General features: G+C 70.5%; 15 protein-coding genes and 1 pseudogene. 9 read left to right on the forward strand and 7 right to left on the reverse strand.

All coding sequences use genetic code 11. From position 1 onward, the window contains the following. Positions 1–10: 10 nt before the first annotated feature. The 3 genes from ABID81_RS04765 to ABID81_RS04775 form a co-directional block, all read right to left on the reverse strand. Complete coding sequence (locus ABID81_RS04765; protein WP_354593664.1) at positions 11–1,195, reverse strand: bifunctional 2-methylcitrate synthase/citrate synthase; 1,185 nt, start codon at positions 1,193–1,195, stop codon at positions 11–13. A gap of 86 nt (positions 1,196–1,281) precedes the next feature. Further along, positions 1,282–2,226, reverse strand: a complete 945-nt coding sequence (locus ABID81_RS04770; protein ID WP_354593665.1) for a DMT family transporter — start codon at positions 2,224–2,226, stop codon at positions 1,282–1,284. Positions 2,227–2,273: 47 nt separating this feature from the next. Next, the gene (locus tag ABID81_RS04775; protein ID WP_354593666.1) at positions 2,274–3,890 is read right to left on the reverse strand and encodes a long-chain-fatty-acid--CoA ligase; all 1,617 of its coding nucleotides are present in this window, start codon (positions 3,888–3,890) and stop codon (positions 2,274–2,276) included. A gap of 98 nt (positions 3,891–3,988) precedes the next feature. Between ABID81_RS04775 and hrpA the strand changes: the two genes are divergently transcribed. From hrpA to arfA, 6 genes and pseudogenes are all read left to right on the forward strand, one after another. Beyond that, on the forward strand, positions 3,989–7,879 hold the full coding sequence (gene hrpA / locus ABID81_RS04780) for an ATP-dependent RNA helicase HrpA (RefSeq protein ID WP_354593667.1): 3,891 nt from the start codon (positions 3,989–3,991) through the stop codon (positions 7,877–7,879). 26 nt (positions 7,880–7,905) lie between these two features. After that, positions 7,906–8,931 carry a LacI family DNA-binding transcriptional regulator gene (locus tag ABID81_RS04785; protein ID WP_354593668.1) on the forward strand — a complete coding sequence of 342 codons (1,026 nt, stop codon included), beginning with the start codon at positions 7,906–7,908 and terminating at the stop codon, positions 8,929–8,931. Between the two features lie 172 nt (positions 8,932–9,103). Next, positions 9,104–10,474 (forward strand): extracellular solute-binding protein, encoded by a 1,371-nt coding sequence (locus tag ABID81_RS04790; protein ID WP_354593669.1) that lies wholly within the window; start codon positions 9,104–9,106, stop codon positions 10,472–10,474. Positions 10,475–10,607: 133 nt separating this feature from the next. Continuing rightward, the gene (locus ABID81_RS04795) at positions 10,608–11,582 is read left to right on the forward strand and encodes a carbohydrate ABC transporter permease (protein ID WP_488628129.1); all 975 of its coding nucleotides are present in this window, start codon (positions 10,608–10,610) and stop codon (positions 11,580–11,582) included. After that, positions 11,579–12,490, forward strand: a pseudogene (locus ABID81_RS04800) (carbohydrate ABC transporter permease). The gene ABID81_RS04795 and the pseudogene ABID81_RS04800 overlap by 4 nt, the downstream one beginning before the upstream one ends. A 77-nt stretch (positions 12,491–12,567) precedes the next feature. Continuing rightward, positions 12,568–14,103: an arabinosylfuranosidase ArfA gene (gene arfA, locus ABID81_RS04805; protein WP_354593670.1), complete on the forward strand. Its 1,536-nt coding sequence runs from the start codon at positions 12,568–12,570 to the stop codon at positions 14,101–14,103. A gap of 143 nt (positions 14,104–14,246) precedes the next feature. On the opposite strand, the gene ABID81_RS04810 is transcribed toward arfA, so the two are convergent. Further along, entirely contained in the window at positions 14,247–14,675 is a 429-nt protein-coding gene (locus ABID81_RS04810) for a hypothetical protein (protein WP_354593671.1), read from the reverse strand. A gap of 50 nt (positions 14,676–14,725) precedes the next feature. Further along, positions 14,726–15,442, reverse strand: a complete 717-nt coding sequence (msuE, locus tag ABID81_RS04815) for an FMN reductase (RefSeq protein ID WP_354593672.1) — start codon at positions 15,440–15,442, stop codon at positions 14,726–14,728. 72 nt (positions 15,443–15,514) lie between these two features. Here msuE and ABID81_RS04820 point away from each other — a divergent pair, with 72 nt between their 5' ends. The 3 genes from ABID81_RS04820 to ABID81_RS04830 all read left to right on the forward strand — a co-directional run bounded on the left by ABID81_RS04820 (position 15,515) and on the right by ABID81_RS04830 (position 18,846). After that, on the forward strand, positions 15,515–16,309 hold the full coding sequence (locus ABID81_RS04820) for a class I SAM-dependent methyltransferase (RefSeq protein WP_354593673.1): 795 nt from the start codon (positions 15,515–15,517) through the stop codon (positions 16,307–16,309). 105 nt (positions 16,310–16,414) lie between these two features. Then, positions 16,415–17,587 (forward strand): amidohydrolase family protein, encoded by a 1,173-nt coding sequence (locus ABID81_RS04825; protein WP_354593674.1) that lies wholly within the window; start codon positions 16,415–16,417, stop codon positions 17,585–17,587. After that, a complete protein-coding gene (locus ABID81_RS04830; RefSeq protein ID WP_354593675.1) occupies positions 17,584–18,846 on the forward strand; it encodes a kynureninase in 1,263 nt (420 codons plus the stop codon). Before ABID81_RS04825 ends, ABID81_RS04830 begins: the two co-directional genes overlap by 4 nt. Before the next feature lie 177 nt (positions 18,847–19,023). On the opposite strand, the gene nrdF is transcribed toward ABID81_RS04830, so the two are convergent. Beyond that, the gene (gene nrdF, locus ABID81_RS04835; protein WP_354593676.1) at positions 19,024–20,025 is read right to left on the reverse strand and encodes a class 1b ribonucleoside-diphosphate reductase subunit beta; all 1,002 of its coding nucleotides are present in this window, start codon (positions 20,023–20,025) and stop codon (positions 19,024–19,026) included. A 98-nt stretch (positions 20,026–20,123) separates the two neighbouring features. Further along, a complete protein-coding gene (nrdE, locus tag ABID81_RS04840) occupies positions 20,124–22,229 on the reverse strand; it encodes a class 1b ribonucleoside-diphosphate reductase subunit alpha (RefSeq protein WP_354593677.1) in 2,106 nt (701 codons plus the stop codon). Positions 22,230–22,261 lie beyond the last annotated feature (32 nt).

A 22,261-nucleotide genomic window follows, 5' to 3' on the forward strand; every position in this document is an offset into this window, starting at 1 on the left:
ACGGTAGGCGTCAGCGGGCGGGGACGTCCCTCAGCGCGGCTCCGTCGTACTCGCTGAGCGGTCGGATGAGCGAGTTGGCCTCACGCTGTTCGATGACGTGCGCGCTCCAGCCGAGCACCCGCGACGCGACGAAGAGCGGCGTGAACACCGGCGTCTTGAAGCCCATGAGGTGGTACGCGAGACCCGAGGGATAGTCGACGTTGGGCTTCAGGCCCTTGCGCTCGAAGACCGTCGCGGCGACGACGTCGTAGGTCGCCTTGAGCCCGTCGACGCGCTCGTCGCCCTGCTCGCGGGCGCGGTCGACGAGACGCCCGAGGGCGTCCTCCATCGTGGGGACGCGGCTGTCGCCGTTCTTGTAGACCCGGTGCCCGAAGCCCATGATCTTCTCCTTGCGGGCGAACGCGTCGTCGAGCCAGGCCACCGCGCCGTCGGCGGGGCCGACCCGGTCGAGCAGCTCGAGTGCCGCCTCGTTCGCGCCGCCGTGCAGCGGCCCCTTGAGGGCACCGATCGCCCCGACGATCGCCGAGTGCAGGTCGGACAACGTCGAGGCGATGACCCGCGCGGTGAAGGTCGAGGCGTTGAACGAGTGCTCGGCGTAGAGCGTCATCGACGTGTCGAACGCGTCGACGTCGAGCGCGTCGGGCTCGCGGTCGAAGACCTGGTGCAGGAAGTCCGCGCTGTAACCGAGGTCGTCCCGCGGAGGCACCGGCGGCAGGTCGCGGCGACGACGCTGGTCGTACGCGATGACGGCCGGCAGCACGGCGAAGAGGTGCGTGGCGAGTCGTCGCGTCTCGTCGGCGTCGTAGGCTCCGGCGCCGGTCGTCGGCTCGGGCCGGGCGGCGCCGATCGCGCTGACCGCCGTGCGGACGACGTCCATCGGGTGGGCCGAGGTCGGGACGAGGTCGATCAGGTGCTGCAGACCGGGCGCGAGCGCGCGGTGCGACCGCAACTCGGCGTCGAAGTCGCGACGCTCGGCGGCGGTCGGCAGCTCGCCGTGCAGCAGCAGCCAGGCGACGTCCTCGACGTCGCGCCCGGCGGCGAGCTGCTGCACCGGGTAGCCCCGGTAGAGCAGCGAGTTGCTGGCCGCGTCGACCTTCGAGACCGCCGTGCGGTCGACCGTGACGCCGGCCAGGCCCTTGTGGATCTCGGGGCCCTCGGCGGCGGCCGGGGCGGGTGCGGTGATGGTGTCGCTCATGTCACTCCTTCGTGATGAGGCGGGCCCGCCGCGGCGGACCGGTCGCGCCGGGCACGGGGCCGCGGCGCGAACGTCGTGGCTCCACTCTAGGTGGCGACGACCCCCGGGCGGGAGGGGCGTGGGGGCCGGGCCAGCACCACCGAGACGACGCCGGTGAGCACCAGGCCGAGGCCTAGCCAGCCCACCGGGTCGAGCCGCTCACCGACCACGAGCACCGCGAGGAGGGTCGCCACGAACGGTTCGAGCAGCGTCACGGTCGTCGCCCGCGAGCTCGACACCGTGCGCAGACCCCGGCCGAACAGCAGGTACGCGACGAACATCGGACCGAGCGCGAGGTACGCCGCGGCCCCCAGGGAGGCGCCCGACCGCAGCAAGGGAGCCCCGGTCGCCAGCAGCACCGGCAGCAGCAGCACCGCGCCCAGGCCGAACTGCGCCGACACGGCCCCGCGCGACGGGTGCCCCTCGGCGATCAGGCGCCCCGCGGTGTACGTGTAGGTCGCGTAGGCGAGGCCCGCGAGCACGCCGAGCGCGATGCCGGCCGGCACCGACGCGGACGCCGCGGCCGCGCCTCCGTCGGCCTGGACGGTCCCGTCGTGACCCGGCGGGTGTCCGCCGGTCGCGGCGAGAAGGGCGACGCCGACGACCGCGAGGGCCGCGCTCGCCGCCCACCGCGCCTCCAGGGGGCGTCGACGCCCGGGCGGGTCGAGCAGTCGCTCGAGCAGCGCCGCGAAGACGGGTGCCGTGCCGAGCGAGACGACGTTGCCGACCGCGACCCCGGCGAGCGACATCGACGAGTAGAACGCGAGCGGGTAGACGACGACGCCGAGCGCGCCCAGGACGAGCCACCGCCACGACGTCATGCCACCGCCCAGCACGCCGCGCGTGAGCCGGGGGGCGGTCAGCGCCAGCAGCAGCCCGCCGACGCACATCGTCGCGGCGCCGACGGCGAGCGGGCCCACGTCGGACGGGAGCGTGCTCGCCACCGTGCCGGTCGTGCCCCAGAGCAGGGCGGCCATCACGATCGCGATCATGGCTGGTCATCGTAGCGGCGCGACCGCCTCGCGACGGCGACCGCCGGTCAGCTGCCCGAGCGCGCCTCCTGCGGGGTGCCGAACCGGTCGACCAGCTCGCGCTTCAGCACCTTGCCGCTGGGCCCGAGGGGCAGGGCGTCGAGCACGTGCACGACGCGGGGGAACTTGTAGGCCGCGATCTCGTCGGCGACGAACGCGACCAGTTCGTCGGGGGTCGCGGCGGCGCCCTCGCGGAGGACGACGGCGGCCTCGATCTCTTGTCCGTGCAGCTCGTGGGGCACGCCGAAGACGGCGGCCATCGTGACGTCGGGGTGCTGGGCCAGGACCTCCTCGACCTGACGCGGGTACACGTTGTAGCCGTTGCGGATGATCATGTCCTTCGTGCGGTCGACGATGGTGAGGTACCCGTCGTCGTCCTTCGTGCCCAGGTCGCCGGTGCGGAACCAGCCGTCGACGATCGCCTTCGCGGTGTCGTCGGGGCGGTCGAGATACCCGTTCATCAGGTTGTGCCCGCGGATCACGAGCTCGCCGATCTCGCCGTGCGGCAGCAGGACGATCGAGTCCTCGACGTGCTGGTCGGCGATCTCGACGTCGACCCCCCAGATCGGCGTGCCGATCGTGCCGGGGCGCGGCGGCACGCCGACGTGGTTGAAGGTGGCGACGGGCGAGGTCTCGGTCAGCCCGTAGCCCTCGTGGATCGGTGCGTCGTAGACCTCCTGGAACCTCTCGAGCACGGCGAGCGGCAGCGACGCCCCGCCCGAGACGGCGTAGCGCAGCGGCGGACGCGCCTCGCTCCGACCCGCGGCGGCGATGAGCGCCATGTACATCGTCGGCACCCCCATGAAGACCTCGCAGCGGTGCTCGACCATGGCCGCCAGTGCGGCGTCGCCGTCGAACTTCGGCAGCATGACGATGGTCGCGCCGACGCGGAACCCGGTGTTCATCGTGCAGGTCTGCCCGAAGGTGTGGAACAACGGCAGCGCCCCGAGCAGCACGTCCCCACGGTGCATGTCGAAGGTCGTCATCAGGTTGGTGTTGACCTGCTCGATCAGGGCGAGGTGCGACCCCTCGGCGCCCTTCGGCTGCCCGGTGGTGCCGCTCGTGTAGAGGATGGTCGCCGTGTCGAACGGGTCGCGCGGCACGTACGTGTCGAGGGGCTCGGCGACGGCCGCCAGGTCTTCGAGGCGGTCGGGTGCGGTGGACGCGTCGTCGTCACCCGACGTCGTGGCTGCGCCGGCGGGAGGCGCGAGCACGGTCAGCACGTCGGCCCCGGCGAGCCTGGCTCCCGCACCGCCCTCGCCGAGCAGGGGCGCGGCGCAGACGAGCAGCTTCGAACCGCTGTCCGCCAGCACGTACTCGATCTCATGACGCTTCAGCAGCGCGTGGACGGGCACGGCGACCGCCCCGAGCGCGAGCGTCGCGTAGTACACCCGGGGGAAGTCGGCCACGTTCGGGACGAGCATGGCGACCCGGTCGCCCGGCCCGACGCCGCGGGCGCGGAGGGCACCGGCGTAGGCGAGGGTCTGCTGCCAGAGCTCGGCGTAGGTGGTCGAGGTGGACCCGACGATCACGGCGACGTCGTCGGGGTGACGGGCGGCCGATTCGGCGAGGATGGCCGCGACCGACGCGGTGGCGTGGCCTCGGGGGCTGGGTGCTGATGACATCGTGTCTTCTCCGTCTCCGTTGACGAGCAGTCTGCCGTGATCCTACGACGCGGCACCCGTCGACCCGCCCAGCCCGGGCGGCTTACGATGAAGGGCTCATGATCCCCACCATCACGTATCCCGCCGAGCTGCCGGTCAGCCAGAGGCGCGACGACATCGCCGCGGCGATCCGTGACAACCAGGTCGTCATCGTCGCGGGCGCCACCGGCTCGGGCAAGACCACGCAGCTGCCGAAGATCTGCCTCGAGCTCGGTCGCACCGCGATCGGCCACACGCAGCCCCGGCGCATCGCCGCCCGCACCATCAGTGAGCGGATCGCCGAAGAACTCGGCGACGAGGTCGGCGGGGTCGTCGGCTACCAGGTGCGGTTCACCGACAAGGTCGGCGCCGACACGCAGATCAAGCTGATGACCGACGGCATCCTGCTCAACGAGATCCACTTCGACCGCGACCTCGAGCGCTACGACACGATCATCATCGACGAGGCGCACGAGCGCAGCCTCACGATCGACTTCCTCCTCGGCTACCTGAAGCAGCTGCTGCCCCGCCGCCCCGACCTCAAGCTGATCATCACGAGCGCCACGATCGACCCCGAGTCGTTCTCGAAGCACTTCGGCGACGCCCCCATCGTCGAGGTCTCGGGTCGCACCTACCCGGTCGAGATCCGCTACCGCCCGCTCGTCGCCGACGACACGACGAGCGACGACGACGACGACCTCGACGACGACCGCCCCTCGGGCCGGCAGGGCAACCGTCAGGAGGCGCGGGCCGGCGACCGCAGGCAGCGCGCCGACGACAAGGACTATCTGCAGGGCATCGACGAGGCACTGGACGAGCTCGCCCGCGAGTCGAGCGGCGACGTCCTGGTGTTCCTCAGCGGCGAGAACGAGATCCGCGACGCCGAAGAGAGCATCCGCGGCCGCAACCTGCCGCACACCGAGGTGCTGCCGCTCTACGGCCGGCTGAGCGCCGCCGACCAGCACCGGGTCTTCCAGCCCAGCACGACCGCCGGCACCCGCAGGCGCATCGTCCTCGCGACCAACGTCGCCGAGACCAGCCTGACCGTGCCCGGCATCAAGTACGTGATCGACGCCGGCACCGCGCGCATCAGCCGCTACTCGACCCGGGCCAAGGTGCAACGCCTGCCGATCGAGGCCATCTCGCAGGCGAGCGCGAACCAGCGGTCGGGCCGCTCGGGTCGTACCAGCAGCGGCATCGCGATACGCCTCTACAGCGAGACCGACTTCGAGAAGCGTCCCGAGTTCACCGAGCCCGAGATCCTGCGGACCAACCTCGCCGCCGTCATCCTGCAGATGATCTCGCTGGACCTGGGCGACATCGCGGCCTTCCCCTTCCTGCAGCCGCCCGACTCGCGCGGCATCAAGGACGGCCTCGACCTGTTGCGCGAACTCGGCGCCGTGACGCAGGGCGGCCAGATCACGCGCGTCGGCAAGCAGCTCACCCGCCTGCCGATCGACCCCCGCCTGGCCCGCATGGTGGTCGAGTCGAAGACGCAGGGCACGACGCGCGAGGTGCTCGCCATCGTCTCGGCCCTGAGCATCCAGGACCCCCGCGAGCGCCCGCTCGAGAAGCGTGCCCAGGCCGACGAGAAGCACTCGCGCTTCCGCGACCCCAAGGGCGACTTCCTCACCCTGCTCAACCTGTTCGAGTACCTGGAAGACAAGCAGCGCGAGCTCAGCGGCAACGCCTTCAAGCGCCTGTGCCGCGACGAGTTCCTCAACTACCTGCGCATCCGCGAGTGGCAGGACGTCTACCGGCAGCTCAGCCGGGCGGCCCGCCCCCTCGGCCTGCACATCGGCGAGCGCAGCGCGAACCCCGACGGCGTGCACCGCAGCCTGCTCGCCGGCCTGCTCAGCCAGATCGGCCTCTTCGACCCGCAGAAGAAGGACTTCGTCGGCGCCCGCCAGACGAGGTTCCTCATCTTCCCCGGCAGCAGCCTCGCGAAGAAGCCGCCGGCGGCCGTGATGACCGCCGAACTGGTCGAGACGAGCCGGTTGTTCGCCCGGGTGGCCGGGGCGATCGACCCGGCGTGGGCCGAACCGCTCGCGCCCGACCTGGTCAAGCGCAGCTACGGCGAACCGCACTGGGAGAAGAAGCAGGGAGCCGTCGTCGCCTACGAGCGCGTCACGCTCTACGGGGTGCCGATCGTCGAGCGGCGGCGCATCCAGTTCTCGCGCATCGACCCCGCCTACGCCCGCGAGCTGTTCATCCGTCACGCGCTCGTCGAGGGCGACTGGGAGGGGCGCCAGGCCTTCGAGCAGAAGAACCGGCAGCTCATCCGCGAGCTGACCGAGGTCGAGGAGCGCACGCGACGCCGCGACATCCTGGTCGACGGCGACGCCGCGTTCGAGTTCTTCCAGCGCCGCATCCCGTCCGACGTCGCCAGCACGCGCGACTTCGAGGGCTGGTGGCGCAAGGCGAAGGTCGAGACCCCCGACCTTCTCACGATGACCGCGGCCGACCTGCTCGGCGACGACGAACCCGACGTCGACGAACAGGGGTTCCCGAGCACGTGGCAGCAGGGCGACCAGACGCTCACCCTGCGCTACAAGTTCGAGCCGGGAGCCGACGACGACGGCGTGACCGTGATCGTCCCGCTGCCGCTGCTGCCGCGCCTCCGTCCGGTCGGGTTCGACTGGCAGGTGCCGGGGCTTCGTGACGAGCTCGTGACGTCGCTGATCAAGTCGTTGCCCAAGCAGATCCGCAAGAACGTCGTCCCCGCCGCCGACTGGGCGTCGAAGATCACCGACGAGCTGCCCGACTCCCCGCCCGCCGACGCCTCCGAGCCCTTCACGGCGACCGTCGCGGCGGCCGTCAGGAAGCTCACCTACGCGCCCGTCACCGCCGACGACTTCGACCTGCACCGCGTGCCCGCCCACCTGCGGGTCACGTACGCCGTCGTCGACGAGCGGGGCCGCACGGTCGGAGCCGACAAAGACCTCACCGCGCTGCAGCACCGCCTGCGCGACGCGACGCGCGACAGCGTCGCCCGCGTCACCCAGGGCGGCGGTCAGGGCGAGCGCGGCCGCGGCCGGGGTCGCGGACGAGGAGGCGCGGGTGGCGACGCCGCGCCCGTGACGCCTCGCCCCACCAGCTCGATCGAGCGCGAGGGCCTGACGTCGTGGGACTTCGACGAGCTCCCCGCCGTCGTCGACACCCGCCACGGCGACACGGTGATCCGCGCCTACCCGGCGCTGGTCGACCACGGCGACTCCGTGTCGATCACGCTGATGGCGACGCCCGCCGACCAGGCCCTCGCGACGCCGAAGGGCGTGCGACGCCTGCTCATGCTGGCGACCCCGTCTCCCGTGGCCTACGTGCAGCAGCACCTGACCAGCGCCGAGAAGCTCATCCTCGCGACGAGCCCCTACCAGAACACGGCAGCTCTCTTCGCCGACTGTCTCGTGGCCGTCGTCGACGACGTGCTGTTCCGGGTGAAGCCCGACGGCATGGTGATGACGAAGAAGGAGTTCCTCTCGACGCGGGACCGGGTCTCGGGTGCCGTGATGGACCAGATGTTCCAGACCGTGTCGCTCGTCGCCCGGACGTTGACGGCCGCCCGCGACGCCGACAAGGCGATGAAGGGCGCGACGTCGATGACGCTGCTCGCGGCGCTGACCGACATGCGGCAGCAGCGCGATCGGTTGATCCGCCCGGGCTTCGTGTCGCAGACCGGGCTGCAGCAGTTGCAGCGCGTGCCGGTGTACCTCGTGGGCATCACGAAGCGCACCGCCAAGCTGCTCGAGGCACCCGGACGCGACCGCGTCTGGCTGAGCGAGGTGCAGCAGGCGACCGAGCGGTACGAGGCCGCGGGCGGGACGTTCCCACCTGCCGACACCGCGCCTCCTGCGCTCGTCCGCGCCCGGTGGATGCTCGAGGAGTTCCGCCTCAGCCTGTTCGCGCAAGACCTGCGCCCGAGCGAGAGCGTCTCGTTGCAGCGGATCGTCAAGGTGCTCGGCTCCGTCTGAACGTCGGCTCGCACTAGCCTGAACGCATGCGCGCGACGGTGAAGGACGTGGCGGCACTCGCCGGGGTGTCGCCGAAGACCGTCTCGAACGTCATCAACGGCGTCGTGTTCGTGCGGCCCGACACCCGACACCGGGTCGAGACCGCCCTCGCCGAGCTCGACTACGTGCCGAACCTCAGCGCCAGGGGCCTCCGCACCGGGCGGACGGGGTCGATCGCCCTGGCGTTCCCCGACCTGAGCACGCCGTACAGCGCCGAGATGACGCACTGGTTCGTCGAGGTCGCCCACGAGCGCGGCTGGTCGATCCAGCTCGAACAGACCGGGTCACGGCCCGAGCGCGAGGGCGAGCTGCTCTCGCGGGGCAAGGAGCACCTCGTCGACGGCCTCGTGCTCAACCCGATCACCCTGGACGCCAGCGCGCTGTCGTCGGCGACCGGCGTCGGCACCGACTCGTTGCCCCCGGTCGTGGTGATCGGCGAGGTCGAGCAGACCCTCGTCGACCAGGTCCGCGTCGACAGCGTCGCCGCCGCGCGCGACATGACCGCGCACCTGATCGCGGCGGGTCACCGACGCATCGCCACCCTGGGCGACTCGGCCGGCCAATTCGACACCGCCACGGCGCGCGCCCGCACCCGCGGCTTCGAACTGGCCATGGCCGAGGCCGGCCTGCCGGTCGACCGGGCCCTGCAGTACTCGTGCCCCGAGTGGACCTCGGCCGACGCCTTCGCCGTCGTGCGGGCCGCGGTCGACCGCGGCGACCGACCCGACGCAATCTTCTGCTTCACCGACTCGCTCGCGATCGGCGCCGTCAGCGCGATCACGTCGGCGGGGCTGCGCGTGCCCGACGACGTGGCCGTCGCGGGCTTCGACGACATCGTCGACGGCCGCTTCTCGGTGCCCCCGCTGACCACGGTCACGTTCGACAAGCGACACTACGTCGACCGCACCCTCGAGTTGCTCGCGGCCCGCATCGCCGACCGGCAGGGCGCGGCCGAGCTCGTGCTCGTCCCCCACGAGATCGTCGTGCGCGCCAGCACCCGCGGCCGCGCCTGACGCCGAGCCGCCAGCCCGCCAGCCCGGCAGCCCGGCAGCCCGCCCGACGGCGACCCGTGCGGCGGTCACGCCGGCAGCAGCCCAGGAGGCGCGACTCACCGTCCCGCGTCGCTTGCGCATCCGTTACAACGATGGAATAGTCACTCTCGTCACGCATCACAAAGGAGTGAAGATGACCGAGAACCATCGCACGACCCCGGCACCCCGACCGGGCACCCCCTCCCACGGCCTCAGCCGCCGCAGCATGCTGCTGGGTTCGGCCGCCCTCGTCGGCGGGGCCTTCGTCGCCACGGGCCTCGCGGGCTGTGCCCCCGGCGCCGTCACCGGCTCGGGCACGGACGTCGCCCAGCTGAAGTTCTGGCACCTGCTGAGCGGCGGCGACGGCATCAAGATGTCGGCCCTGATCGACGAGGCCAACGCCCAGAACCCCGAGTTCCACGCGACGCAGACGGTGCTCGCCTGGGGCACGCCGTACTACACGAAGCTCGCCATGGCCTCGGCCGGCGGTCGCGCGCCCGACGTCGCGATCATGCACGCCTCGCGCGTGCCCGGCTACGCCCCCGGCGGCCTGCTCGACCCGTGGGACGTCGAGAAGCTCGCATCGTACGGCGTCCGCGAGCAGGACTTCGCCGAGGCGGTCTGGAAGAAGGGCTTCAGCGGCGACGACCTCTACTCGGTCGCCCTCGACTCGCACCCGTTCATCCTGTTGTACAACACCGACATCGCCGCGCAGGCCGGAGCCCTGGGTGCCGACGGCAAGCTCGTCGAGATCACGAGCCCCGAGCAGTTCCTCGAGGTCGCGAACGCGATGCAGCGCGTGACGGGCAAGAACGGGGCTTCGTGGGGGTACCTGAACGACGGCGCCCAGCTCTGGCGCATGTTCTACACGTTCTACAAGCAGCAGGGCGCCGACATGGTGCTCCGCGAGGGCGGCACGGTCGAGTACGACGAACAGGCCGCCGTCACGGCGCTCGAGTTCATGCAGCAGCTGACCGACGGCACCGCGATGGCCACCGCGAGCGACATCCAGTCGGGCATCGCCCAGTTCGTCAGCGGCGAGAGCGGCATGCTGTTCACCGGCGTGTGGGAGGTCCCCAGCGCCGAGAACGCGGGCATCCCGTTCGACGGCAGCATCATCCCGACGCTCTTCGGCACGCCGGCCGTCTACGCCGACTCGCACGCGTTCGTGCTGCCCCGGCAGAGCGTGGTCGACGAGACGAAGCGCGAGGACGTCTACAAGATGGTCTCGACGATCCTCAAGGACTCGATCTCGTGGGCGGCCGCCGGGCACATCCCCGCCTACCTGCCGATCGTCGAGAGCCCCGAGTACGCCGAGCTCCGGCCCCAGGCCAACTACGCCGAGGCGGCCGACTACCTCAACTACGACCCGCCGGCCTGGTTCACGGGCTCGGGGTCGGACTTCCAGACGTACTTCCTCGACTCGATCCAGTCGGTGATCCTCGCCAAGGACGACGCGGCCGCCGGCATGCGGGCGTTCATCGCGCGCGTGAACACGCAGCTCTCGCGTCCGGCACCCGTGTGACCGGTCGACGGCACGACGCGCCCACCGGCACGCGCCGCCCGACACGCCCCACCCCGGCTCGCCCGTGGTCCGTCCCCGCGACCACCCCCTCCTCCGCACGACCCGACCATCACGACGACGAAGGAGTCGATCTGTGACCTCCACCACGGTCAAGGCCCCCCGGGCCACCGCCGACCGCTCGCGGTCCGACGCCCGCGCGGCCGACCGCACCCGCACCTCCCGCGGGCGCACCGGCCCGTCCGACAACCGCATCGGCTGGGGCTTCGCGGCCCCGTTCACCGTGCTGTTCGCGGTCTTCCTCGTGTGGCCCCTGCTGCACGGCTTCTACCTGAGCTTCACCGGTCAGAGCCTGACCGGCCAGGGCGGCGAGCTGATCGGCGTCGCGAACTACGCCGAGGCCTTCGCCGACGGCGACATGTGGCGGTCGATGCTCAACACGCTCTGGTTCACGGTGCTCAGCACGATCCCGCTCGTCGTCGTCGCGCTCGTGCTGGCGATCCTCGTCAACACGGGCCTGCCGGGCCAGTGGCTCTGGCGGCTGAGCTTCTTCCTGCCGTACCTGCTCGCCTCGACCGTCGTCTCGCTGTTCTGGATCCAGCTCTACAGCCCGACCCTCGGCCCGATCAACACCGTCCTCGGCACGCTCGGACTGCCGCAGCCCGCCTGGCTGCAGGACCCCGACACGGCCATGATCGCCGTCGTCGCGACGACCGTCTGGTGGACGGTCGGGTTCAACTTCCTGCTGTACCTCGCCGCCCTGCAGAACATCCCCGACCAGCAGTACGAGGCCGCGTCGCTCGACGGTGCCGGCCGCTGGCGGTCGCTCGTCTCGATCACCATCCCGCAGCTCGGACCGACCACCGGCCTGATCGTCATCCTGCAGGTGCTCGCGTCGCTCAAGGTCTTCGATCAGATCTACCAGATGACCACCGGCGGCCCGGCGGGCAGCACCCGCTCGGCCGTGCAGTACATCTTCGACACCGGCTTCACCGGGTACCGCTTCGGCTACTCGTCGGCGATCTCGTACATCTTCTTCGCGGTCATCGTCGTCATCTCGATCGCCCAGTTCGGCATCACGGCCCGCAACCGCAAGGGAGCCCAGAAATGACCGCCCCGGCCGTCGCCCCCACCTCCGACCTGCGCGCCCCCACCGCCGACCGCGGCCGCAGGGGCCACAAGCCCGGCCAGAAGCCGTTCGGCCCGATGGCCGTGCTCAGCGTGGTGATCCTCGTCGTGCTGGCCGTCCTGTGGCTGCTGCCCTTCTTGTGGTCGCTGGCCACGTCGTTCTAGAGCGAGGCCGACGCCGCCGCCACCCCGCAGACCTGGATCCCGGCCGGCGGCTTCACCCTCGACGCCTACCGCGGGGTGCTCGAGCAGGGCAACATCCCGGTGTGGCTGTTCAACAGCCTCTTCACGTCGATCGTCATCACGCTGATCGTCGTGGCCACCTCGGCCCTCGTCGCCTACGCGTTCTCGCGCCTCGACTTCCGGGGCAAGAAGTGGCTGTACGTGGCGACGATCGCGTCGATCATCATCCCGCCGCAGGTGCTGATCGTGCCGTTGTTCTACCAGATGCTCGCCTTCGACATGGTCGACACCTACTGGGGCATCATCCTGCCCCAGGCCATCGCCCCGGCCATGGTCTTCGTGCTGAAGAAGTTCTTCGACCAGGTGCCGATCGAGCTCGAGGACGCCGCCCGCGTCGACGGGGCCGGGCGCATCCGGGTGTTCTTCACCATCCTGCTGCCGCTGTCGCGGCCCATCCTCGGCGCCGTGTCGATCTTCGTGTTCATCGGCGCGTGGAACAACTTCCTCTGGCCGTTCATCGTGACGAACGACGCGTCGCTGCTCACCCTGCCGGTCGGCCTGCAGACCATCGAGAGCGCCTACGGCATCCAGTACGCGCAGAACATGGCGGCGGCCGTCCTCGCGGCCCTGCCGCTGATCCTGGTGTTCCTGTTCTTCCAACGCCAGATCATCAAGGGCATCTCGACCACCGGCTTCGGAGGTCAGTGACCCGACCTCGCCGCCGCACCGCGCCTCCGCATCCCCGTACCCACCGATCACACGCCGTTCCCCCCGCTAGGAGATCCATGTCCACCGCCCGCATCACCGTCGACCGCGAGTTCACCGTCGGCTCCGTGCCGAGACGCCTGTTCGGCTCGTTCGTCGAGCACATGGGCCGCTGCGTCTACACCGGCATCTACGAGCCCGGTCACCCCACCGCCGACGAGAACGGCTTCCGTCAGGACGTCCTCGACCTGACCAAGGAGCTCGGCGCGACCGTCATCCGCTACCCCGGCGGAAACTTCGTGTCGGGCTACAACTGGGAGGACGGCGTCGGGCCGGTCGACCAGCGCCCGCGCCGCCTCGACGGCGCGTGGCACACGGTCGAGACCAACGCCTTCGGCCTGCACGAGTTCGTCGCGTGGTCGAAGCTCGCCGGCACGGAGGTCATGGAGGCCGTCAACCTCGGCACCCGCGGCGTCGATGCCGCCCGCGAGCTCGTCGAGTACGCCAACCACCCCGGCGGCACCGCCCTGAGTGACCGTCGCATCGCCAACGGTGCGAAGGACCCGTTCGACATCAAGCTCTGGTGCCTCGGCAACGAGCTCGACGGCCCGTGGCAGATCGGTCACAAGACGGCGACCGAGTACGGTCGCCTCGCCCAGGAGGCCGCCAAGGCCATGAAGTTCGTCGACGACTCGATCGAGCTGGTCGCCGTCGGCAGCTCGGGCCGGGGCATGCCCACCTTCGGCGCCTGGGAGCACGAGGTGCTCACCCACGCCTACGACGAGGTCGACTACGTCTCGATGCACGCCTACTACCAGGAGCACGACGGCGACGCGAAGAGCTTCCTCGCGACGGCCGTCGACATGGACGCGTTCATCGACGAGGTCGTGTCGACCATCGACGGCGTGAAGGCCGCCGGCAAGCACGCGAAGCAGGTCGACATCTCGTTCGACGAGTGGAACGTCTGGTACCAGACCGGCCTCGACAGCGACGACCAGCCGCACAACGTCTCGAAGGGCTGGCGCGAGCACCCCCGGCTGATCGAGGACCAGTACAACGTCACCGACGCGGTCGTGGTCGGCACGTTCCTGAACTCGCTGCTGCGTCACGGCGACCGGGTCAAGATCGCCAACCAGGCGCAGCTCGTCAACGTCATCGCCCCGATCCGCAGCGAGGCCGGCGGCCCCGCCTGGCGCCAGTCGATCTTCTGGCCGTTCGCCCGCATGGCGGCCCTGGCCACCGGGCAGATCCTGCGCACCGTCGTCACCAGCGACAAGGTCGACACCGAGAAGTACGGCGACGCCGACCTGGTCGACGTCAGCGCGACCTACGACGAGGAGACCGGCAAGCTCGCGTTCTTCCTCGCGAACCGCGGTCTCGACGAGACGGCCGACGTCGAGCTCGCCCTGCGCGGCTTCGACGGTGGCCGCGTCACCCGCGCCGAGGTGCTGGCCGTGCCCGAGGGCGGCGACCGGTTCTCGTCCAACACCGAGCAGGCACAGGACACCGTCGGGCTCGTCCCGCTGACCGGCGTCACGGTCGACGGGGGCACCGCGCGCCTGCGCCTGCCGGCACTGTCATGGGCCGTCGTCGAACTCGAGGTCGGCAAGGCCTGACCCGACGAGGGAGCCGAGGAGGCGCGGTGCCGGCATCGACCGACACCGCGCCTCCTGCGCGTGGTCGCGTCACGCGGCACCCCCGGACGTCGCCGAGAGACCGCACGCGCCGGGGGTCGCCCCGACGTCGTGGGGCGGGACGGTCAGCCGCGGGGCTTGAAGAGGCGCGCGATGCTGTCGCGGACCGACTCCTCGATCGTGTCGGTGAAGCCGTTCGAGAAGCCCAGGGCGTCGTTCGGCGCGGAGGCGGCCGTCATCGACTCGACGACGCGCTGACCGTGGTGGGCACGCGCCTCGCGAACCGTCGCGAAGCCGAGGTCGAGGTCGGCGGCCGCACGGGCCAGAAGGGCCTCGCGGGCGTCGTCCGTCGTCGTGAGCGCCCGGGCGAGCTCGTGCACGGAGGCGTCGTCGACGCCGTCGGCCACCCAGCGGGCGGCACGCGTCGGCAGGACGCCGGGGGGCAGCAGGCCGAGTCGGCGCTGGGCCTCGCTGTCGCGGATCTCGGCCCGCGCGACGGACGGGTCACGAGGTGTCGGGTCGGGGGTCACGTCGACCACGATACCGGTGGGCATCCTGGGCGGCTGCCCCGCCTTCGGGTCGCGACGTCCGGGCGTCCGGCCGGTCAGCTGAACAGGCGCGTGGGCGTCGCGACCTCGAACCCGCCCGCCCGGAGGTCTTCGACCGTGGGCGCTTCGTCCGGGCCACCCCGGTCGAGGGCCTGCTCGATGCGGTCCTTCTCGAGGATGCTCGAGCGGATCAGGGGCAGTCCCCGCTGGATCGCGTTGCGGATGCGCTCCTGCAGCAGGGGCGCCGTGACCGCGTACTTGTCCGCGCCTCCGGTCGCCGTGAAGTCGGTCGTGTGGGCGTAGACGCCGAGGGGCAGCGTGAGCGCCTGGAAGAACCCGAACAACGGCCGCAGCGAGTGCTCGACGATCAGCGCGTGGCGTTCGCTGCCGCCCGTCGCGGCCAGCAGGACGGGCACGTCGACCAGCGCGTACTGCTCGACGAAGTCGAAGAGGTGCTTGAAGAGCCCGGTGAAGGAGGCGCGGTAGACGGGCGAGGCCGCGATCAGCAGGTCGGCGGTCTCGATCGCGACCAGCTCGCGCTCGACCCGCTCGTCGAGCTGGTCGCGCGTGAGCGCCCCGGCGAACAGCGGACCGAGCTCGCTGACCCGGATCACGTGCGCCTCGATCGGCAGGACGTCGCCGAGAGCGGTGACGATCTCGTGCACGAGCGCGTCGGTCTTGGACGGCGTGCTGAGGGTGCCCGACACGGCGACGACCCGCAGGGGCCGGGGCGGACGGGCGGACGACGGGGACGGGACGGGCGAGGAAGACATCCCCACCATGCTGCGCCCGCGACCGACGTAACAGAGGGTGTGTGACGGATCGTGACGTGCGACAGTGTTCCGGTGACACATCGACCAACCCGTCAGGGGTCCGACCCGGCCGCCCACGGCTTCGACCCCGCTCGACCCGATTCCGATCTCGCCGCCTCGTTCGGGCTGGCCGCCGACGTCTACGAGAGGGGCCGCCCGTCGTACCCGCTCGAGGCCGTCGACTGGCTGCTGCCCGACGGCGCCTGTCACGTGGTCGACCTGGGGGCCGGCACCGGCAAGCTCACCCGCCTGCTGCTCGACCGGGCCCCGTCGGTCACCGCCGTCGAGCCGTCACCCGGCATGCGGGCGACCCTCGAGCAGGTCGTGCCCGGGGCCGTCTCGGTCGCGGGGTCGGCCGAGGCCCTCCCGCTCGACGACGCCTCGGCCGACGCCGTGCTCGTCGCGCAGGCCTGGCACTGGGTCGACACCGCGCGTGCGGTGCCCGAGATCGCCCGGGTGCTGCGCCCCGGCGGGACGCTCGGCCTGATCTGGAACATCCGCGACGAGTCGGTGCCGTGGGTGGCCGAGCTCAGCCGCGTGATGCACCAGCCCCGCGAGCGCGACATGGGGTCGGACGCCCCGGTCGTCGGCGCACCCTTCGGTCCCGTCGAGCGCCATGACGTCGCCTGGGTGCACGAGCTCGGGCGCGAGGAGTTCCTCGCCATGATCGCCTCCCGCAGCTACGTCATCACGCTGTCGCCCGACGACCGTGCGGCACTGCTGCGCGACGTCGAGCGGTTGCTCGACACGCACCCCGACACCCGCGACCTCGACATGATCCGGCTGCCGTACGTGGCGCGGTGCTCGCGGGCCGTCCTGCCCGGGTAGCTCGCGCCTCCTCGGCTCGTCCCCACCCTGCAGGCCCGCCTCGTCGTCTCCGGACGCGGCCGGGCCTGCAGGGCACCGGCAGCGGGCGCGAATAGGGTCGGGGGCATGGACCAGGAGGCGCGGCTCGTCACGGTCGACCACGCCTGGTCGGGCAGGTGGTCCGGTCGCAGCCTGCTGCGGCTCGACGCCCACGGCGTCGTCTTCGCGGGCCCGGCCGACGCCCACGACTCCGACGTGCTCGCCGGGGCCGAGCTGCCGCACGTCCCCGGCACCGTGCTCGCCCCCTTCACCGACTCGCACGTCCACCTCGGCCTGGTCGACGCCGCCCGCCTGCCGGCCGGTGGCATCGCGCGCGTCGTCGACCTCGGGTGGGAGCCCGACGCGGCCCGCGGGTGGCTCGACCGGTCGGGTCGCGACGGGTGGCCCGAGGTGGCCGTCGCCGGCGGGTTGATCACCGTGCCGGGTGGTTACCCGAGCCGGTCGGGCTGGGCGCCGCCCCGGGCCGCCGTGGCCGTCGGCGGCCTGCGGGCCTCGACCCGGCTGCGGCGTGCGGCCCGCGTGGTCGGACAGCAGCACGCCCTCGGCGCCTCGGTCGTGAAGGTCGCACTGAACTCGGACGTCGGCCCCGTGCTCGACGACGACGTGCTCCGGGCCGTGGTCGACGCGGCCCACGGGCTCGGCCTGCCCGTCGTCGCGCACGTCCAGGGGGTGGGCCAGGCCGCACGGGCACTCGACGCGGGCGTCGACCGTTTCGCCCACACCCCGTTCAGCGAGCGGCTCGACGACGACCTGGTCGCCCGACTGGCGGCCTCGACGACGTGGATCAGCACGCTCGACATCCACGGGCCCCGCGGTGGAGCTCAGGGGGTCGCGACGCGATCCGCGAGCCCAGCGCCGAGGGAGCCTGCGACCGAGGTCCGGCGTGGGTCCGCATTCCTCACGGCGGTCGACAACCTGTCGCGCTTCCGTGCCGCGGGGGGCCGGGTGCTCTACGGCACCGACCTCGGCAACGGCGACCTGCCGCTCGGCGTGAACGAGCGCGAGCTGCGGGCGATGGGTCGGGCCGGCTTCGGGCTCGCCGGGCTCCTCGCCGCCCTCGCCCCCGACGTGACCGAGCCGGCCGCGGGCACCCGCCTGCCCTTCGCCCGCGTGACCTGGATCGCCGACGCGCCCCGCGCCTCCGCGTCCTCCGACGAGCGAGCCGCCTGGCTCGCCGGCGCCACCGCCCTGACCGCCGACGAGTTGCTCGGCGTCGCCCTCGAGGAGAAGACCCGATGACCGACCCGCTCGCCTACCCCGTCGACGCCACCGACCCCGACGAGCAGGCCTCCGCGCACCCCGCGGCACCGCTCGACGCCGCCGACCCGCTCGCGTCCTTCGTCGACCGGTTCGTGTCGGCGGGCGACGTGGTGTCGTACCTCGACGGCAACTCGCTCGGCCGGCCGGTCGCCGCGACGTCGGCCCGCCTGGCCGGGTTCGTCGAGGACGCCTGGGGCACCCGGCTGATCCGGTCGTGGGACGAACGCTGGATGGCCCTGCCGACCGAGCTCGGCGACCGCATCGCGGCCGCCTGCCTCGGGGCCGCGCCCGGTCAGACGGTGGTCGCCGACTCGACCACCGTGCTGCTCTACAAGGCGATCCGGGCGGCGCTGCGGGCCCGGTCCGACCGGCACGAGATCGTCATCGACGACGACCAGTTCCCGACCGACCGCTTCGTCGTCGAGGGCATCGCCCGTGAGCACGGCGCGACCGTCCGCTGGATCGCCGTCGACAAGGCGACCGGCGTGACCGTGCCGCAGGTGCGCGACGTCGTGGGGCCCGAGACGGCCCTGCTGCTCGTGAACCACGTCTCGTACCGCTCGGGGTGGCTGGTCGACCTGCCCGCGATCACGGCGATCGTCCACGAGGCGGGCGGGCTCGTGCTGGCCGACCTCTGCCACAGCGTCGGCGTCGTGCCGATGCGGCTCGACGAGTGGGGCGTCGACCTCGCCGTGGGCTGCACGTACAAGTACCTCAACGGCGGGCCGGGCGCCCCTGCGTTCGTCTACGCCCGCGCCTCGTTGCTGCCCGAGCTCGACCAGCCGATCCAGGGCTGGATGGGCGCGGCCGACGTGTTCGCGATGGCCGACGGGTACCAGCCGGCGGCCGGCATCCGGCGGTTCGTCAGCGGGACTCCCCCGGTGATGGGCATGCTCGCGATGCACGACATGCTCGACCTGATGGACGAAGCCGGCATCGACGCCGTCCGGACGAAGTCGCTCGCCCTGACCGACTACGCCTTCGAGCTCGTCGACGCCTGGCTCGTGCCGCTCGGGGTGACGGTCGCGACGCCACGCGAGGCGTCGCGGCGCGGCAGCCACGTCACGATCACCCACGAGTCGTTCCGCGAGATCGTCGCCCGGCTGTGGGAGGGCGGCGTCGTGCCCGATTTCCGCAACCCGGACGCCCTGCGCATCGGGCTGTCGCCGCTCAGCACCTCGTTCGCCGAGGTGCGCCTCGGCATCGCGGCGATCCGGGCCGCGCTGCTCGACGCCTGAGCGCTCACCCGGCACACCGCCGAGTGGACAGGACACCGCTGCACGGGGCGGTGTCTCGTCCACTTCCCGGTGTTCTCGCGGATCGACGACGCCGGCGGCCGGGCTGTGCAAAGACGGGTCGGACGCAGGACAGGCGCCGCCCGGGTGGGCGGCGCCTGTCGGTGGTGCGGGGGTGGGCTAGAAGTCCCAGTCCTCGTCTTCGGTGTTGACGGCCTTGCCGATGACGTACGACGAGCCCGACCCCGAGAAGAAGTCGTGGTTCTCGTCGGCGTTCGGCGAGAGCGCGGACAAGATGGCCGGGTTCACGTCGGTCGTCTCTTTGGGGAACATCGGCTCGTAGCCGAGGTTCATCAGCGCCTTGTTGGCGTTGTAGTGCAAGAACTTCTTGACGTCCTCGCTGAGGCCGACGCCGTCGTAGAGGTCTTGCGTGTACTGGATCTCGTTCTCGTAGAGCTCGAACAGCAGGTTGAACGTGTAGTCCTTGATCTCCTGCTTGCGCTCGTCCGAGGCACCCTCGAGACCCTTCTGGAACTTGTAGCCGATGTAGTACCCGTGCACGGCCTCGTCGCGGATGATGAGGCGGATGAGGTCGGCCGTGTTGGTGAGCTTGGCGCGCGACGACCAGTACATCGGCAGGTAGAAGCCGCTGTAGAACAAGAACGACTCGAGCAGCGTCGAGGCGACCTTGCGCTTCAGCGGGTCGTCACCGGTGTAGTAATCGAGGACGATCTGGGCCTTCTTCTGCAGGTTGACGTTCTCGGTCGACCAGCGGAAGGCGTCGTCGATCTCGGGCGTCGACGCGAGGGTCGAGAAGATCGACGAGTAGCTCTTGGCGTGCACCGATTCCATGAACGCGATGTTCGTGTAGACGGCCTCTTCGTGCGGGGTGATCGCGTCGGGGATCAGGCTGATCGCACCGACGGTGCCCTGGATCGTGTCGAGCAGCGTCAGGCCGGTGAAGACCCGCATGGTCATCTGCTGCTCTTCGGGCGTCAGGGTGTTCCACGACTGGACGTCGTTCGACAGCGGGATCTTCTCGGGCAGCCAGAAGTTGTTGACGAGCCTGTTCCACACCTCGACGTCCTTGTCGTCGTTGATGCGGTTCCAGTTGATCGCGCTGACCGACGTGATCAGCGGGACCGACTTGCCGGTGGCGTGCACCGGATCGGTGAGGGTCATGACGTGCCTTTCGGAAGGAAGAGCGTGAGTTCAGGAGGCGCGGGCCGGCTGTCGAGGCCGGCCCGCGCCGGTGGCCGCGAGGCCTGGTGGCACAGGGCCTAGAGCATGCAGCTGACGCAGCCGTCGACCTCGGTGCCCTCGAGCGCGAGCTGGCGGAGGCGGATGTAGTAGATCGTCTTGATGCCCTTGCGCCATGCGTAGATCTGGGCCTTGTTGATGTCGCGCGTGCTCGCCGTGTCCTTGAAGAACAGCGTGAGCGACAGGCCCTGGTCGACGTGCTGCGTCGCCGCGGCATAGGTGTCGATGATCTTCTCGGGGCCGATCTCGTACGCGTCGGTGTAGTACTCGAGGTTGTCGTTCGTCATGAACGGCGCCGGGTAGTACACGCGACCGAGCTTGCCCTCTTTGCGGATCTCGATCTTCGACGCGATCGGGTGGATCGACGACGTCGAGTGGTTGATGTACGAGATCGAGCCCGTCGGCGGCACGGCCTGCAGGTTCTGGTTGTAGATGCCGTGCTGCATGATGCTGGCCTTGAGCGCGAGCCAGTCGTCCTGCGTGGGGATCGACACGCCGGCGTCGGCGAACAGCGCGGCCGCGCGCTCGGTCTCGGGCTTCCACTCGGTCTCGGTGTACTTGTCGAAGAAGGTGCCCGACGCGTACGTGCTGTCCTCGAAGCCGCCGAAGGTGACGCCCCGCTCGATCGCGATGGTGTTCGAGGCCCGCAGGGCGTGGAACAGCACCGTGTAGAAATAGATGTTCGTGAAGTCGATCGCCTCGGGCGTGCCGTAGTGCACACGCTCGCGGGCCAGGTAGCCGTGCAGGTTCATCTGGCCCAGGCCGATGGCGTGCGACTGGTCGTTGCCGACCTCGATCGAGCGCACCGACGCGATGTGGCTCATGTCGCTGACCGCGCTGAGCCCTCGGATCGCGGTCTCGACGGTCTTGCCGAGGTCGGGGGCGTCCATCGACAGGGCGATGTTCATCGAGCCGAGGTTGCAGCTGATGTCCTTGCCGATCTGGTCGTACGAGAGGTCTTCGTTGAACGTGGTGGGCGTGTTGACCTGCAGGATCTCGGAGCACAGGTTCGACATGTTGATGCGGCCCTTGATCGGGTTCGCCTTGTTCACCGTGTCTTCGAACACGATGTAGGGGTAGCCCGACTCGAACTGGATCTCGGCGATCGTCTGGAAGAAGTCGCGCGCCTTGATCTTGGTCTTCTTGATGCGCGAGTCGGCGACCATCTCGCGGTACTTCTCGCTGATCGCGACGTCGCCGAAGGGGACGCCGTAGACCTTCTCGACGTCGTACGGCGAGAAGAGGTACATGTCTTCGTTGTTCTTGGCGAGCTCGAACGTGATGTCGGGCACGACGACGCCGAGCGACAGCGTCTTGATGCGGATCTTCTCGTCGGCGTTCTCACGCTTGGTGTCGAGGAACCGCATGATGTCGGGGTGGTGGGCGCTGAGGTACACGGCACCGGCACCCTGGCGGGCACCGAGCTGGTTCGCGTAGCTAAAGCTGTCTTCGAGCAGCTTCATGACGGGGATGATGCCCGACGACTGGTTCTCGATCTGCTTGATCGGCGCACCGGCCTCGCGGATGTTCGACAGCGACAGGGCGACGCCGCCACCACGCTTCGACAGCTGCAGCGACGAGTTGATGCCGCGTGAGATCGACTCCATGTTGTCTTCGATGCGCAGCAGGAAGCAGCTGACGAGCTCGCCGCGCTGGGCCTTCGCCGTGTTGAGGAAGGTCGGCGTGGCCGGCTGGAAGCGGCCGGCGATGATCTCTTCGACCAGGTCGACGGCGAGCTTCTCGTCACCCTGGGCCAGGCCCAGGGCCGTCATGACCACCCTGTCTTCGAAGCGCTCGAGGTAGCGCTTCCCGTCGAAGGTCTTGAGCGTGTAGGAGGTGTAGTACTTGAACGCCCCGAGGAAGGTCTGGAACCGGAACTTCTTCGAGTAGGCGAGGTCGTTCAGCTTCTCGATGAAGGCGAAGTCGTACTGCTCGATGGTCGCGGCCTCGTAGTACTCGTTCTCGACGAGGTAGTCGAGGCGTTCGCGCAGGTTGTGGAAGAACACCGTGTTCTGGTTGACGTGCTGCAGGAAGTACTGCTTGGCCGCCTCGCGGTCCTTGTCGAACTGGATCTCGCCGGACGGGCCGTAGAGGTTCAGCATCGCGTTCAGGGAGTGGTAGTCCATGCCGGAGCTCAGACCCTGCCCCGGTGCGGCGA

It is taken from the genome of Frigoribacterium sp. PvP054 (genome assembly GCF_040547465.1).
In the GTDB taxonomy this organism is placed as follows: domain Bacteria; phylum Actinomycetota; class Actinomycetes; order Actinomycetales; family Microbacteriaceae; genus Frigoribacterium.

What these genes read in the sequence shown, in the direction of transcription:
- ABID81_RS04765 (WP_354593664.1), bottom strand. Translation starts at nt 1,195, where the DNA reads ATGAGCGACACCATCACCGCACCCGCCCCGGCCGCCGCCGAGGGCCCC.
- ABID81_RS04770 (WP_354593665.1), bottom strand. Translation starts at nt 2,226, where the DNA reads ATGATCGCGATCGTGATGGCCGCCCTGCTCTGGGGCACGACCGGCACG.
- ABID81_RS04775 (WP_354593666.1), bottom strand. Translation starts at nt 3,890, where the DNA reads ATGTCATCAGCACCCAGCCCCCGAGGCCACGCCACCGCGTCGGTCGCG.
- hrpA (WP_354593667.1), top strand. Translation starts at nt 3,989, where the DNA reads ATGATCCCCACCATCACGTATCCCGCCGAGCTGCCGGTCAGCCAGAGG.
- ABID81_RS04785 (WP_354593668.1), top strand. Translation starts at nt 7,906, where the DNA reads ATGCGCGCGACGGTGAAGGACGTGGCGGCACTCGCCGGGGTGTCGCCG.
- ABID81_RS04790 (WP_354593669.1), top strand. Translation starts at nt 9,104, where the DNA reads ATGACCGAGAACCATCGCACGACCCCGGCACCCCGACCGGGCACCCCC.
- arfA (WP_354593670.1), top strand. Translation starts at nt 12,568, where the DNA reads ATGTCCACCGCCCGCATCACCGTCGACCGCGAGTTCACCGTCGGCTCC.
- ABID81_RS04810 (WP_354593671.1), bottom strand. Translation starts at nt 14,675, where the DNA reads ATGCCCACCGGTATCGTGGTCGACGTGACCCCCGACCCGACACCTCGT.
- msuE (WP_354593672.1), bottom strand. Translation starts at nt 15,442, where the DNA reads ATGTCTTCCTCGCCCGTCCCGTCCCCGTCGTCCGCCCGTCCGCCCCGG.
- ABID81_RS04825 (WP_354593674.1), top strand. Translation starts at nt 16,415, where the DNA reads ATGGACCAGGAGGCGCGGCTCGTCACGGTCGACCACGCCTGGTCGGGC.
- ABID81_RS04830 (WP_354593675.1), top strand. Translation starts at nt 17,584, where the DNA reads ATGACCGACCCGCTCGCCTACCCCGTCGACGCCACCGACCCCGACGAG.
- nrdF (WP_354593676.1), bottom strand. Translation starts at nt 20,025, where the DNA reads ATGACCCTCACCGATCCGGTGCACGCCACCGGCAAGTCGGTCCCGCTG.
- nrdE (WP_354593677.1), bottom strand. Translation starts at nt 22,229, where the DNA reads ATGGACTACCACTCCCTGAACGCGATGCTGAACCTCTACGGCCCGTCC.